Source organism: Monashia sp. HAY1-5C (assembly GCF_056755255.1).
In genome coordinates this window covers 1-12,389 of sequence record NZ_JBPGXG010000132.1, presented here as the reverse complement: position 1 = coordinate 12,389, position 12,389 = coordinate 1, and the positions used below count along the sequence as shown (strand labels likewise).

Here is a 12,389-nt window from a genome sequence, read left to right as displayed (position 1 = left end):
CCCCCCCCCCCCCCCCCCCCCCCCCCCCCCCCCCCAAAGCAGACCCCGCCCCCCTAGATGTAGCTCCGTCTCGTGGGCTCGGAGATGTGTATAAGAGACAGGGTCGGGACGGGGACGGTGGGCGTGGTCGCCATCGGCACGGTGTGGTCCACGGGCCCGAGGAGCGGCCGGGCCGCCGACGGCTCGGCCGGTAGCGGCAGCGTCGCGAGGACCTCGAACCCACCGTGCGGGTGCGGCCCGGCCGTGAGCGTCCCGTCGTGCACGGCGACCCGCTCACGCATGCCGGCCAGTCCGTGCCCGCGGCCGTCGTCTAGGCTCGCGGCGCCGCGCCCGTCGTCGCGGACGCACACCCGGAGGCGTCCGGGCTCCTGCACGACGTCGACGCGCGCCTGCGCGCCCGCCCCGGCGTGCTTGATGACGTTGGTCAGGCCTTCCTGCACGACGCGGTACGCGGCGAGGTCGAGCGCGACGGGGCGCGGCGCGTCGGTGCCGTGCACCGTCAGGGTGACGGGGACACCGGCGGCCCGCACGCCCGCGACGAGGTCGTCGAGCTGCTCGAGGCCGCCGGTCGGGGCGAGCTCCGCGCCCGAGTCCGGGTCGCGCAGCACACCGACGAGGCGGCGGGTCTCGCCGAGGGCGTCGCGTGCCGTGGCGCCGATGGTCACCAGGGTGCGGGTCGCCTGCTCGAGGGCGCCCTCCGGCCGGCGCGTCGCGGCGTACGCGGCACCGTCGGCCTGCACGACGATGACGGACAGGGCGTGGGCGACGACGTCGTGCATCTCGCGGGCGATCGCCGCGCGCTCCTGCTGCGCGGCGAGGCGCAGCTCCTGCTCACGCTCGCGCTCGACGCGTTCGGCCCGGTCCTGGAGGTCGGCGAGCCGCTGGAGCCGGGCCCGCTTGAGGTCACCGAGCGTCCAGGCCGACAGGGCGGCGGTCGCGCAGGCGACGAACGTGAACGCGACGGCGGGTGCCTCGAGGTGGGTCACCGACTCGGCCGTGAAGCGCACCGCGGCGATCGCCGAGGCGATCGCGGCGACCCCCAGCCCGGCCAGCCGGACCGGCCGCCGGCGTCCGTGGGCCGCGAGCGAGTACAGGGCGACGAGGAACGCGGTGTCGCTCGGCAGGAGGTCGCGCACGACGACGACGCGGAGGGCCAGGCCCACGCACACGGCGGTGAAGGCGAGCGTCGGACGGCTCCGGCGCCACACGAGGGCGAGGTTCGGCAGGCCGAGGAGCGCCCAGAAGGGGCTGGCCGCGCCCGAGCCGAGCACGGCCACCGCGACGAACGACAGGAGCAGCGCCAGCGGCACGTCGAGCAGGAGGGGGCGCCGCTGCAGCCAGTCGTACACGGACCCCTCCCTCATGCGCCCGAGCCTAGGCGAGCACGCCGTCGTGGGGCGTCCGCCCGTGGTCGCACCGGTGTGGCCCGCGGGTGCGACCCCGGGAGGACGGACGCGTCGATGCACCGACCGTCACGTCGCCCCTGACGTCACCCGATCGGCGCGGATCGGCGCGGATCGACTCGGATCGGCGCGGATCGGCGCGGACCTCTTCCCGCGCGACCCCCGGCGGTGGTGTGCTGGGACTGGACCCGGTCACGGGCTCCGCCCACGAGCACACAGGCACGGCACGAGGAGGTGCGCCCATGGACGCGAAGGTGGGTGACCGCATCACGATGGCGGCCGAGCACGTCGGCCAGTCGACGCGGGTCGGCGTGATCCGCGAGGTCAAGGGCGACGGTGGCGGGCCGCCGTACGTCGTCGAGTGGTCCGACGGCCACACCGGCCTGATCCACCCCGGACCCGGCTCGGTGCTCAAGTGCGAGCCCGCCACCGAGGACGCCGCCCCGGGCTGACCGGCCGGTCTCAGAGATCGAGGCTGCGCACGACGGGCACGCCCGCGCGGTAGGACACGTGCAGGTGGCTCGGCCCGTCGACGACCGCGAGCTGCGCCGGCCGACCCGCCGCGACGCGCCGGTCCAGGCCCAGCGACCGGGCGGACACGGCCGTCGCGGCGTGCAGCGCCTCGGCCGGCGTCAGCCCCATCTCGCGCACGGCGAGGGCGATGGCGAACGGCATCGAGGAGGAGTAGCACGTGCCCGGGTTGCAGTCCGAGGCCAGTGCGACGTCGACCCCGGCGTCGACGAGGCGGCGGGCGTCCGGGTAGGGCGAGCGGGTCGAGAACTCGACGCCCGGCAGGAGGGTGGCGACCGTCGTGCCGCGCGCTGCGACGAGGGCCTCGACGTCGGCCTCGTCGAGGTAGGTGCAGTGGTCGACGCTCGCCGCGCCCAGCTCGCACGCGAGACGGACGCCGGGGCCGTGGCCGAGCTGGTTGCCGTGCACGCGCAACCGCAGCCCGCGCGCCCGGCCCGCCTCGAGCACGGCGCGGGACTCGTCGGCGTCGAAGGCGTGCGCCGAGTGCGGCTCGCAGAACACGTCGATGCTCTCGGCCAGGGCCGGACCGCCTTGGGGGACAACGGCATCGAGCATCGGGCCGGTGACGAGGTCGACGTACGCCGCCCGGTCGGCCGCGTACTCCGGCGGGACGACGTGGGCCCCGAGGAACGTCGTGTGGGGTGTCACCTCTCGTGCGATGCGCAGGGCGCGCACCTCGTCCTCGAGCGTGAGCCCGTAGCCGCTCTTGACCTCGACGGTCGTCGTGCCCTGGGCGCGCATCTCCGCGACGCGGCCGCGCACGAGCGCGAGCAGCTCGTCGTCGGAGGCGGCTCGCGTGGCCTCGACGGAGACGCGGATGCCGCCGCCGTCGTACGGCGTCCCGGTCATCCGCGCCGCGAACTCGGCCGACCGGTCCCCGGCGAAGACGAGGTGCGTGTGCGAGTCGACGAAGCCGGGGATGACGGCCCGGCCACCGAGGTCGCGCGACCTGTCCGCGGCCGGCGCGTCGGCCCGCCGGCCCACCCACTCGAGGACGCCGTCGTCGGACACGACCAGCGCGGCGTCGCGCACGATGCCGAGCAGCCGGTCGCCCGGTTCGGACCCCGGCGGGAGCGAGTCGGAGACCTCGGGGTCGTTCGTCGTCAGCTCGGCGACACCGGTGAGCAGCAGGCTCACGCGTGCACCCCGCCCGCCACACCGGCACTGAGACGCTCGATGGCCCCACCGAGGAGCCGCCCGACGTCACCCATCCGGTGCTGCCCGTCGCTGACGACGACCTCACCGCCGACGACGACGGTCGACACGTCCGAGGCCACGCACGAGTAGATGATCTGCTCGTGCGCCGAGCCGGCGGTGTTGACCGTGTCGGCGCGGACCGTGACGAAGTCGGCGAGGGCGCCCTTGCTCAGGTGCCCGCCGTCGGACCAGCCGAGCGCGCGGTACCCGTTGAAGGACGCCGCGAGGAGCAGGTCGTTGGCCGAGAACCGGTCTCGCTCGTTGGTGAGCAGGCGCTCGTGCATCTCGATGCCGCGCAGCTCGACGAAGGGGTCGATGATGACGTTCTGGTCCGAGCCGAGCGAGATGGGGCTGCCGGCGTCGTGCAGGGCGCGGGACTGGCCGATGCCGTCGGCGAGGTCGCGCTCGGTGGTCGGGCAGATGCAGGCGCCGGTGCCGGTGCCGCCGAGCAGCTCGAGGTCGTGCTCGGTCAGGTGCGTGGCGTGGATGCTCGTGAGGTCGGGCCCGAGCGCCCCGGCGCCGTCGAGCAGCTCGGTGGGGGTGCAGCCGTAGTACATCTGGCAGGCGAGGTTCTCCCCCGGCTGCTCCGACAGGTGCACGTGCAGCGGCAGGTCGCCGGCGGCCTCGACGACCTTGGGCAGGTCCTCGCGACGCACGGCCCGCACCGAGTGGATCGCCGCGCCGAGGCGGACCCGGTCGGTCGGCCCGGGACGTGCGGCCATGCGCTCGGCCCACGCGTCGACGGTGCCGTCGCTGAACCGGCGCTGGCCGGGGTGCAGCTCGACGTGCCCGCCGCCGTTGAGGCCGCCCTCGAGGTAGCACGTGTCGAGCAGCGTCAGGCGGATGCCGGCCTCCTCCGCGGCCTGCCGCAGGGCCAGGCCCATGGCGTTCGGGTCGCGGTAGGCGTGGCCGCCGGGACGGTGGTGGACGTAGTGGAACTCGCCGACGACCGTGAACCCGGCTTGGACCATCTCGGCGAAGACGGCCCGCGCGAGCGTGAAGTAGGTGTCCGGGTTGAGCTGCTCCGCCGCGGCGTACATCTGCTCGCGCCAGCTCCAGAAGTTGCCGCCGCCGCCGTTGACGCGACCGCGCAGGGCCCGGTGGAAGGCGTGGCTGTGCGTGTTGGCCATGCCGGGCAGCGTGACGCCGGCCAGGTGCACGTCGCCGGGCTCCGGGTCGGCGTCGACGAGCACCTCCTTGAAGCAGCCGTCGGCCGTGACGAGTCGGACACGGTGGGCGAAGCCCCCTGTGAGCCAGGCACTCTCGCACCAGAACGAGGTCATCAGGGGGTGTCCTTCCGAGCGGTGGGAGCGGCGGGAGCGGCGGGAGCGGTGGGAGCGGTGAGGGCGGTGACCACGGCGGTCAGGGCGCTGACGCCGTGGTGGCAGTCGTCGAGGTAGGCCGACTCCTTCGGCGAGTGCGAGACTCCCGTCGGGTTGCGGACGAAGAGCATCGCCGAGGGCACCCCGTGCGTGGCGAGGATGCCGGCGTCGTGCCCGGCACCGGTGCCGAGCAGGGGCGCGGCGGGCAGGACGGAGCGCAGCTGCTCGACGAGGTCCGCGTCGAAGGTCGTCGGCGGCGTCCACGACTCGATGGTCGTCTCCCCTCCGGTGCGCATGGCGTCGCCGGCGACGGCCTCGACGACGGAGCGGACGGCGTGCTCGGAGCGGCCCCGCGCGTCGAGCCAGGCCGTGACGTGGCTCGGCACCGCGTTGACCCCGCCCGGCTCGACGACGACCTTGCCGACGGTGGCGACGCAGCCGAGCGCGGTCGCGTAGGAGCGGGCGGCGTGCACGACGTCGGCCAGCGAGATCATGGCGTCGCGGCGGTCCTCGAGGCGGGTCGTGCCGGCGTGGTTGGCCTCGCCCGGCAGGTCGATGCGCCACCGGCCGTGCGGCCAGATGTCGGTGCCGATGGCGACGGCACGCGCGTCGTCGGACAGGTCGTCGGTGCCGTCCGGGGCGAGGGCGAGCGCCTTGCCCTGCTCGATGTGCAGCTCGACGAACCGGCCGACGCGGCGCACGGTATCGGGGTCGGGCCCCATGGACGCCGGGTCGCGGCCGGCCTTGCTCCACGCCTCGGCCATGGTGACGCCGTCGCCGTCGGCGAGCGAGCGGGCGCGGTCGGCGTCGAGCTCGCCGGTGATGATGCGGGAGCCGGCGCAGGCGACCCCGAAGCGGGCCCCCTCCTCGTCGACGAAGTTGACGATGCCGAGGGGCACGTCCGGATCGACGCCGGCGGCGCGCAGGTCGTCGACGACGGCGAGGGCGCTGACCACCCCGAGCGGCCCGTCGTACGCGCCGCCGTCGGGCACCGAGTCCAGGTGCGAGCCGATGACGACGCCGGGCGTCGTGTCGGGGTCGCCCCACCAGGCCCACTGGTTGCCGGCGCGGTCCTCGACGACGTCCAGGCCACGGGCGGCACACTCGGCGGCGAACCACTCCCGCAGGTCGTGGTCGGTCCGGGTCCACGCGTAGCGCCGGTAGCCTCCGGTGTCCCTGTGGCGGCCCACCGGCTCGAGGTCGGCCCACATCCGGTCGAAGCTCGTCGTCACGTCGTCGTCACCTCGTCCACTCCTCGCGTCGCCGGTGGCTCGCACCGGCCTCGAAACCAGGCCTCGAAACTAGGCTGTCGCACATGTGCCCCGACGCCTCCCCCGACGCCTCCACCGACGCCTCCCCCGACGGCTCCCCGCAGGGGCCCGACCGTGATGACACCGCCGAGCGTAGTGAGTCCGAGCCGATCCGCACGCCGGCGGTCGAGGCTGCGCGAGCCGCGGGCATCCCGTTCACGGCGACCCGGCACGGTCGGGTGGGCTCGCTCGAGGAGGCCGCGGCAGCCCGTGGCATCGAGCCGCGCGACCTCATCAAGACGCTCGTGGTGCGCCGCTCCGAGGACGACCATGTCTTCGTCCTCGTACCCGGTGACCGCACGTTCTCGTGGGCCAAGGTGCGTGCCCTCCTCGGCACCAACCGCATCTCGATGCCCGACGCCGCGGCCGCGAAGGCCGTGACCGGCTACGAGCGCGGCACCATCACGCCCTTCGGGTCCGCGACGGCCCTGCCCGTCATCGCCGACAGCCACCTCGTCGGACGTCGCATCTCCATCGGTGGAGGTGCGCACGGCGTCGGGCTCACGGTCGCCGGCGACGACGTCATCCGGCTCTTCGACGCGACCGTGGCCGACATCTCCGACGAGGAGGTCCGCAAGGGCTGAGGGCATCGGGTCGGGTCAGCCCTCCTGCATCGGGACGCGGACACCGCGCTCGCGGGCAACCTCCTCGGCGCGCTCGTAGCCGGCGTCGACGTGCCGGATGACGCCCATGCCGGGGTCGTTGGTCAGCACGCGGGCCAGCTTCTGCGCTGCGAGGTCGGTGCCGTCGGCGAGGCTGACCTGGCCGGCGTGGAGGCTGCGACCGATGCCGACGCCCCCGCCGTGGTGGATCGACACCCAGCTGGCGCCCGAGCTCGTGTTGACGAGGGCGTTGAGCAGCGGCCAGTCGGCGATGGCGTCGGAGCCGTCGGCCATCGCCTCGGTCTCGCGGTAGGGGCTGGCCACCGAGCCGGAGTCGAGGTGGTCGCGGCCGATGACGATCGGCGCGCTGACCTCGCCGGTGCGGACGAGCTCGTTGAACGCCAGTCCGGCCCTGTCGCGCTCGCCGTAGCCGAGCCAGCAGATGCGCGCGGGCAGGCCCTGGAAGGCGATCCGCTCCTGGGCGCCGCGGATCCACTTGTGGAGGCGGTCGTTGTCCGGGAACAGGTCGAGCACGGCCCGGTCGGTGGCGGCGATGTCCTTCGGGTCGCCGGAGAGCGCGGCCCACCGGAACGGGCCCTTGCCCTCGCAGAAGAGCGGCCGGATGTAGGCCGGCACGAAACCGGGGAACTCGAACGCGCGGTCGTACCCGCCGAGGCGCGCCTCGTCGCGGATCGAGTTGCCGTAGTCGAAGACCTCGGCCCCCGCGTCCTGGAACTCGACCATCGCCCGGACGTGGTCAGCCATCGACGCGCGGGCGCGGTCGGTGAAGTCCTCGGGCTTCTTCTCGGCGTACTCGTGCCAGTCGGCGAGCTCGACCCCCACCGGCAGGTAGGACAGCGGGTCGTGGGCCGAGGTCTGGTCGGTGACGATGTCGATCTCGACACCGCGACGCAGCAGCTCGGGGAAGACCTCGGCGGCGTTGCCGACGACGCCGACGGACCAGCCGCGTCGCTCGCGCTTGGCGGCGAGGGCCTTCTCGACCGCGTCGTCGAGGTTCTCGGCCACCTCGTCGAGGTAGCGGTGCTCGACGCGTCGGTGCAGGCGGGCCGGGTCGACGTCGACGATGAGGCACGCGCCGTCGTTGAGGGTGACCGCCAGCGGCTGCGCGCCGCCCATGCCGCCGCAGCCACCGGTCAGCGTCAGGGTGCCGGCGAGCGTCCCGCCGAACTTCTTCTCGGCGACGGCGGCGAACGTCTCGTACGTGCCCTGCACGATGCCCTGGGTGCCGATGTAGATCCACGACCCTGCGGTCATCTGGCCGTACATCGTCAGGCCCAGGTGCTCGAGGCGGCGGAACTCGGGCCACGTGGCCCAGTCGCCGACGAGGTTGGAGTTGGCGATGAGGACGCGGGGGGCCCACTCGTGCGTCTGCATGACGCCGACGGGGCGACCGCTCTGCACGAGCATCGTCTCGTCGTCCTTGAGCGTCGTCAGCGTGCACACCATGGCGTCGAAGGACCGCCAGTCCCTGGCCGCGCGGCCGGTGCCGCCGTAGACCACGAGGTCGTCGGGACGCTCGGCCACCTCGGGGTCGAGGTTGTTCATGAGCATCCGCAGCGGGGCCTCGGTGGCCCACGAGCGCGCCGTCAGCTGCGTCCCGCGCGCCGCGCGGACCGGACGTGCACCTTCCATGTCGGTTCCCTTCTCGTTCAAGCAGGTTCAGGCAGTTGGGTCAGTTGAGCGGGCCGGTGACGGCCTCGACGGCCGCGACGACGGAGCGGTCGCGCACCGCGGTGTGGGCGCCCTCGATGTCGGGCGCGAGGAAGCGGTCGGGGCCGGGCGCGGCGTTCGTCACGGCGTCGAGCGCGGCGATGGCCGCGGCGGAGGCCGGCGACGGCTCGAGCGGTGCGCGCAGCCGGATGCCACGCGCGGCCGTGAGCAGCTCGATCGCGAGGACGCGGCCGAGGGCGTCGACCGACCGGCGCAGCTTGCGCGCGGCCGACCACCCCATCGACACGTGGTCCTCCTGCATCGCCGAGCTCGGGATCGAGTCGACGGAGGCCGGGACCGCGAGGCGCTTCAGCTCCGAGACCATCGCGGCCTGGGTGTACTGGGCGATCATCAGGCCGGAGTCGACGCCGGGGTCCTCGGCGAGGAACGGCGGCAGGCCGTGGTTGCGGGCGGCGTCGAGGAAGCGGTCCGTGCGGCGCTCGGCCATCGACGCGACGTCGGCGACGACGATGGCGAGGAAGTCGAGGACGTACGCGACCGGGGCGCCGTGGAAGTTCCCGTTGGACTCCACGCGTCCGTCCGGGGTCACGACCGGGTTGTCGACGGCGGAGGCGAGCTCGGCCGAGGCCACGCGGACCGCGTGCTCGACGGTGTCGCGGGCGCCGCCGTGCACCTGGGGGGCGCAGCGCAGCGAGTACGCGTCCTGCACCCGGGTGCACTCCTCGGTGCGGTGCGACTCGCGGATCGGCGAACCCGCCATGACCGCACGGATGTTCGCGGCCGCCGCGGCCTGGCCCGGATGGGGGCGCAGGGCGTGCAGGTCCGCGGCGAAGACGTCGTCGGTGCCGAGGAGGCCCTCGACGCTCATGGCCGCGGACACGTCGGCGACGCGGAGCAGGTGACGCAGGTCGTCGATGGCGAGGCAGAGCATGCCCAGCATGCCGTCGGTGCCGTTGATGAGGGCCAGGCCCTCCTTCTCGGCCAGCACGATCGGCTCGATCCCGTTGTCGCGCAGCGCGGTCGCGGCGTCGGTCGGCGTGCCGTCGGCGAGGCGGACCGGGCCCTCGCCCATGACGGCGAGGGCGCAGTGCGCCAGCGGCGCGAGGTCGCCGGAGCAGCCGAGCGAGCCGTACTCGTGGACGACGGGGGTGATGCCCGCGGACAGGACGGCGGCGTAGGCGCGGGCCGTCTCGAGCCGGACACCCGTACTGCCGGTGGCGAGCGTCGACAGGCGCAGCAGCATGAGGGCGCGCACGACCTCGCGCTCGACCTCCTCGCCGGTCCCGGCGGCGTGCGAGCGGACGAGCGAGCGCTGCAGCTGGGCGCGCAGCTCGGTGGGGATGTGCCGCGTCGCGAGGGCACCGAAGCCCGTCGAGACGCCGTAGTGCGGAACGGTGTCGTCGGCCAGGGCCTCGACGACGGCGCGGCTGCGGGCGATCTCGGCCACCGCCTCGTCAGACAGGGCGACGCGCGCCCCGTGCCGGGCGACCGCGACGACCTCGTCGATGCTGAGCGGTCCGGTGCCGACGGTGACGGTGGCGGTCGAGGACTGCGAGGGGGTGGCGACCGCGTGGGTGCCGGGCAGCGCTGCGTTCATGGCTCCATGGAACCGCCTCCCGGCTGGTGCGGACGGCCCGCAAGGAGCACAATCGTCTCGGATGCGAGACGTTCGCCCGGCGCCAGGGCGAGCCCGTACCCGACTCGGAGGAGGTGGTGGACGCGTGTCGAACGCCCCGGCCGCCGCCAACGCCCTCGACGTGCTCGAGCACCTCTCCCGGCACGCCGAGCCCGTACCCGCGGCGTCGATCGCCCGCGACCTCGGGCTGCCCCGCAGCTCGGTCTACCACCTGCTCAAGGTGCTGCTCGGTCGCGGCTACGTGACCCACTACGCCGAGGAGCGCCGGTACGGCCTCGGCCAGGCCGCCTACGAGCTCGGCTCGGCGTACCAGCGCCAAGCGCCCCTCGCCCGGGTGGCCCGCGGTCCGGTGCGGCGGCTCGTCGACCGCTCGGGCCGCAACGCCCACTTCGCGACCCTCGACGGGCGCGACGTCATCTACCTGCTCGAGGAGCGCGCCCCGGGCCAGCCGATGCTCGTCACGGACGTCGGCGTGCGCCTGCCGGCCCACCTGACGGCCTCGGGCCTGGCGATGCTGTCGGCGCTGCCGGCCAGCCAGGTGCGCGCCCTCTACCCCGACCGCGGGGCGTTCGTGCAGCGTCACGGCATCGGCCCCCGCTCGCTGGCGGAGCTGCGTGGCGTCCTGACCCGGGCCCGCACCGACGGGCACGCCCGCGAGGAGGGCACGGTCACCCCCGACCTCTCGTCGGTCGCCGTGCCGGTGCTCGGACGGGGTGGCCGGCCGCTCGCCGCCGTCGCCGTGACGTTCCGCACCACGGAGGGCTCTCCCGAGCACGTCGCCGACCTCGTCGGGCGCGCCCGGTCGGCCGCCGACGACGTGGCGCGCCGCCTCAGCCCGGCCCGGTGAGGCCCGCGGAGGGCGTCGCCTAGGCTCGGCCCATGCGCGCCATCACGATCCCCGAGTTCGGGGACGCCGACGCCCTCGTCCCCGCCGACGTGCCCGACCCGGTGGCCGGTCCCGGCGAGGTGCTCGTCCACGTCGTCGCCGCCGGCGTCAACCGCGCCGACGTCATGCAGCGGCTGGGGCACTACCCGCCCCCGGCCGGCGCGAGCGAGCTGCCCGGCCTCGAGGTGAGCGGGCGCGTCGCGGCGCTCGGCGAGGGCGTCACCGGCTGGTCGGTCGGCGACGAGGTGTGCGCGCTGCTCGAGGGCGGTGGCTACGCCGAGCGGGTGGTCGTCCCCGAGGGCCAGCTGCTGCCGGTGCCTCGGGGCGTCGACCTCGCCGACGCTGCCGGCCTGCCCGAGGTCGTCTGCACCGTGTGGTCCAACGTCTTCCTCACCGCCAACATCCAGCCGGGCCAGTGGCTCCTCGTCCACGGCGGCGGCTCCGGCATCGGCACCATGGCCATCCAGCTGGCCAAGGCGGTCGGCGCCCACGTCGCCGTCACCGCCGGGTCCCAGGCCAAGCTCGACGCGTGCCGCGAGCTCGGCGCCGAGGTGCTCGTCAACTACCGGGAGCAGGACTTCGTCGAGGAGGTCCGGGCCGGCTCGGGTGGCCACGGCGCCGACGTCATCCTCGACAACATGGGCGCGAAGTACCTCGCGCGCAACGTCGAGGTCCTCGCGACGAACGGGCGCCTCGTCACCATCGGCCTGCAGGGCGGACGCACGGGCGAGCTCGACCTCGGCGTCCTGCTCGCCAAGCGCGGGGCCGTCATCGCGACCAGCCTGCGTGCCCGGCCCGCAGCGGAGAAGGCGGCCATCGTCGCGGCGGTCCGCGAGCACGTGTGGCCGCTCCTCGAGTCGGGCGTCGTGCGGCCCGTCATCCACACGCGGCTGCCCCTCGAGAGGGCTGCCGACGCGCACCGCGAGCTCGAGGCGTCGGGGCACATCGGCAAGGTGCTGCTCACCACCTGACGCGGGCTCGCCTCTGCGACGGGACGATCCGGCCGAGTCCGACTCGTCCCGGTGACGCCCGGGCCGTCCCGGCGTACCGTCGGGAACCGGACCACTTCGCACGAAGCGGCCCCCGAACGGGAGGTGACGAGGTGTTCATCCAGGTGATCCAGGGCAAGTGCCAGGACGCGGACCGCATCCACGCTCAGATGGACCGCTGGCGCGACGAGCTCGAGGCTGGTGCAGAGGGCTTCCTCGGCGGCACGTACGGCCTGACCGACGACGGTGAGTTCGTCGGCGTGGTCCGGTTCGCGTCGCGCGAGGACGCCGAGCGCAACTCGGGCCGCCCCGAGCAGGACGCGTGGTGGCGCGAAACAGCGGCCTGCTTCGACGGCGACGTCAGCTTCCACGACTGCGACGACGTGACGATGATGCTCGACGGCGGGCGCGACGACGCCGGGTTCGTCCAGGTCATCCAGGGTCGCCTCAGCGACCCCGAGCGCTTCCGGCACGCGATGGAGCAGCCGATGGACCAGCTGCACCAGATGCGTCCGGAGATCATCGGCGGCACCATCGCCGTCGACAAGGACGGGTTCTTCACCCAGACCATGGCGTTCACCACCGAGGACGCGGCCCGCGAGGGCGAGCGGCAGACGCCGCCCCCGGACGCCCAGCAGATGATGGACGAGATGTCCTCGCTCATGAGCGACGTCAGCTACCACGACCTGCACCACCCGTGGTTCGCCACGGCGGGTGCCCGCTGAGCCCACCTCGGCGGGTCAGCCGGTCGCGGCGCGGGCGGGCGCCATGGGCTGTCTCTTATACACATCTCCGAGCCCACGAGACGGAGCTACATCTGG

General features: G+C 74.3%; 11 protein-coding genes. 5 read left to right on the top strand and 6 right to left on the bottom strand.

Annotated features, from left to right (window positions below):
- Positions 1–53 precede the first annotated feature (53 nt).
- The gene (locus ACR9ZK_RS17380; protein ID WP_481343206.1) at positions 54–1,364 is read right to left on the bottom strand and encodes a sensor histidine kinase; all 1,311 of its coding nucleotides are present in this window, start codon (positions 1,362–1,364) and stop codon (positions 54–56) included.
- Between the two features lie 281 nt (positions 1,365–1,645).
- Here ACR9ZK_RS17380 and ACR9ZK_RS17375 point away from each other — a divergent pair, with 281 nt between their 5' ends.
- The gene (locus tag ACR9ZK_RS17375; RefSeq protein WP_481343205.1) at positions 1,646–1,855 is read left to right on the top strand and encodes a DUF1918 domain-containing protein; all 210 of its coding nucleotides are present in this window, start codon (positions 1,646–1,648) and stop codon (positions 1,853–1,855) included.
- A 10-nt stretch (positions 1,856–1,865) separates the two neighbouring features.
- Here the strand turns inward: ACR9ZK_RS17375 and hutI are convergent, their stop codons facing one another.
- Genes hutI through ACR9ZK_RS17360 form a run of 3 tightly spaced genes read right to left on the bottom strand, consistent with a single transcriptional unit; the run spans position 1,866 to position 5,685 of the window.
- Complete coding sequence (gene hutI, locus ACR9ZK_RS17370; RefSeq protein WP_481343204.1) at positions 1,866–3,071, bottom strand: imidazolonepropionase; 1,206 nt, start codon at positions 3,069–3,071, stop codon at positions 1,866–1,868.
- Positions 3,068–4,414 (bottom strand): formimidoylglutamate deiminase, encoded by a 1,347-nt coding sequence (locus ACR9ZK_RS17365; protein ID WP_481343203.1) that lies wholly within the window; start codon positions 4,412–4,414, stop codon positions 3,068–3,070. Before ACR9ZK_RS17365 ends, hutI begins: the two co-directional genes overlap by 4 nt.
- Complete coding sequence (locus tag ACR9ZK_RS17360) at positions 4,414–5,685, bottom strand: allantoate amidohydrolase (RefSeq protein ID WP_481343202.1); 1,272 nt, start codon at positions 5,683–5,685, stop codon at positions 4,414–4,416. The genes ACR9ZK_RS17365 and ACR9ZK_RS17360 overlap by 1 nt, the downstream gene beginning before the upstream one ends.
- An 83-nt stretch (positions 5,686–5,768) precedes the next feature.
- Here ACR9ZK_RS17360 and ACR9ZK_RS17355 point away from each other — a divergent pair, with 83 nt between their 5' ends.
- On the top strand, positions 5,769–6,347 hold the full coding sequence (locus tag ACR9ZK_RS17355) for an aminoacyl-tRNA deacylase (protein WP_481343201.1): 579 nt from the start codon (positions 5,769–5,771) through the stop codon (positions 6,345–6,347).
- Positions 6,348–6,362: 15 nt separating this feature from the next.
- Here the strand turns inward: ACR9ZK_RS17355 and hutU are convergent, their stop codons facing one another.
- A complete protein-coding gene (hutU, locus tag ACR9ZK_RS17350; RefSeq protein WP_481343200.1) occupies positions 6,363–8,018 on the bottom strand; it encodes a urocanate hydratase in 1,656 nt (551 codons plus the stop codon).
- 40 nt (positions 8,019–8,058) lie between these two features.
- Complete coding sequence (hutH, locus tag ACR9ZK_RS17345; RefSeq protein WP_481343199.1) at positions 8,059–9,654, bottom strand: histidine ammonia-lyase; 1,596 nt, start codon at positions 9,652–9,654, stop codon at positions 8,059–8,061.
- Positions 9,655–9,778: 124 nt separating this feature from the next.
- On the opposite strand from hutH, the gene ACR9ZK_RS17340 reads away from it, so the two are divergent.
- The 3 genes from ACR9ZK_RS17340 (at position 9,779) to ACR9ZK_RS17330 (ending at position 12,293) form a co-directional block, all read left to right on the top strand.
- Positions 9,779–10,540, top strand: coding sequence for an IclR family transcriptional regulator (locus tag ACR9ZK_RS17340; protein WP_481343198.1), 762 nt, complete (start codon positions 9,779–9,781; stop codon positions 10,538–10,540).
- 32 nt (positions 10,541–10,572) lie between these two features.
- On the top strand, positions 10,573–11,550 hold the full coding sequence (locus tag ACR9ZK_RS17335) for an NAD(P)H-quinone oxidoreductase (protein WP_481343197.1): 978 nt from the start codon (positions 10,573–10,575) through the stop codon (positions 11,548–11,550).
- Positions 11,551–11,681: 131 nt separating this feature from the next.
- The gene (locus tag ACR9ZK_RS17330) at positions 11,682–12,293 is read left to right on the top strand and encodes a hypothetical protein (protein ID WP_481343196.1); all 612 of its coding nucleotides are present in this window, start codon (positions 11,682–11,684) and stop codon (positions 12,291–12,293) included.
- Positions 12,294–12,389 lie beyond the last annotated feature (96 nt).

Coding starts and splice junctions, on each gene's coding strand:
- ACR9ZK_RS17380 (WP_481343206.1), bottom strand. CDS start 1,364: ATGAGGGAGGGGTCCGTGTACGACTGGCTGCAGCGGCGCCCCCTCCTG.
- ACR9ZK_RS17375 (WP_481343205.1), top strand. CDS start 1,646: ATGGACGCGAAGGTGGGTGACCGCATCACGATGGCGGCCGAGCACGTC.
- ACR9ZK_RS17365 (WP_481343203.1), bottom strand. CDS start 4,414: ATGACCTCGTTCTGGTGCGAGAGTGCCTGGCTCACAGGGGGCTTCGCC.
- ACR9ZK_RS17355 (WP_481343201.1), top strand. CDS start 5,769: ATGTGCCCCGACGCCTCCCCCGACGCCTCCACCGACGCCTCCCCCGAC.
- hutU (WP_481343200.1), bottom strand. CDS start 8,018: ATGGAAGGTGCACGTCCGGTCCGCGCGGCGCGCGGGACGCAGCTGACG.
- hutH (WP_481343199.1), bottom strand. CDS start 9,654: ATGAACGCAGCGCTGCCCGGCACCCACGCGGTCGCCACCCCCTCGCAG.
- ACR9ZK_RS17335 (WP_481343197.1), top strand. CDS start 10,573: ATGCGCGCCATCACGATCCCCGAGTTCGGGGACGCCGACGCCCTCGTC.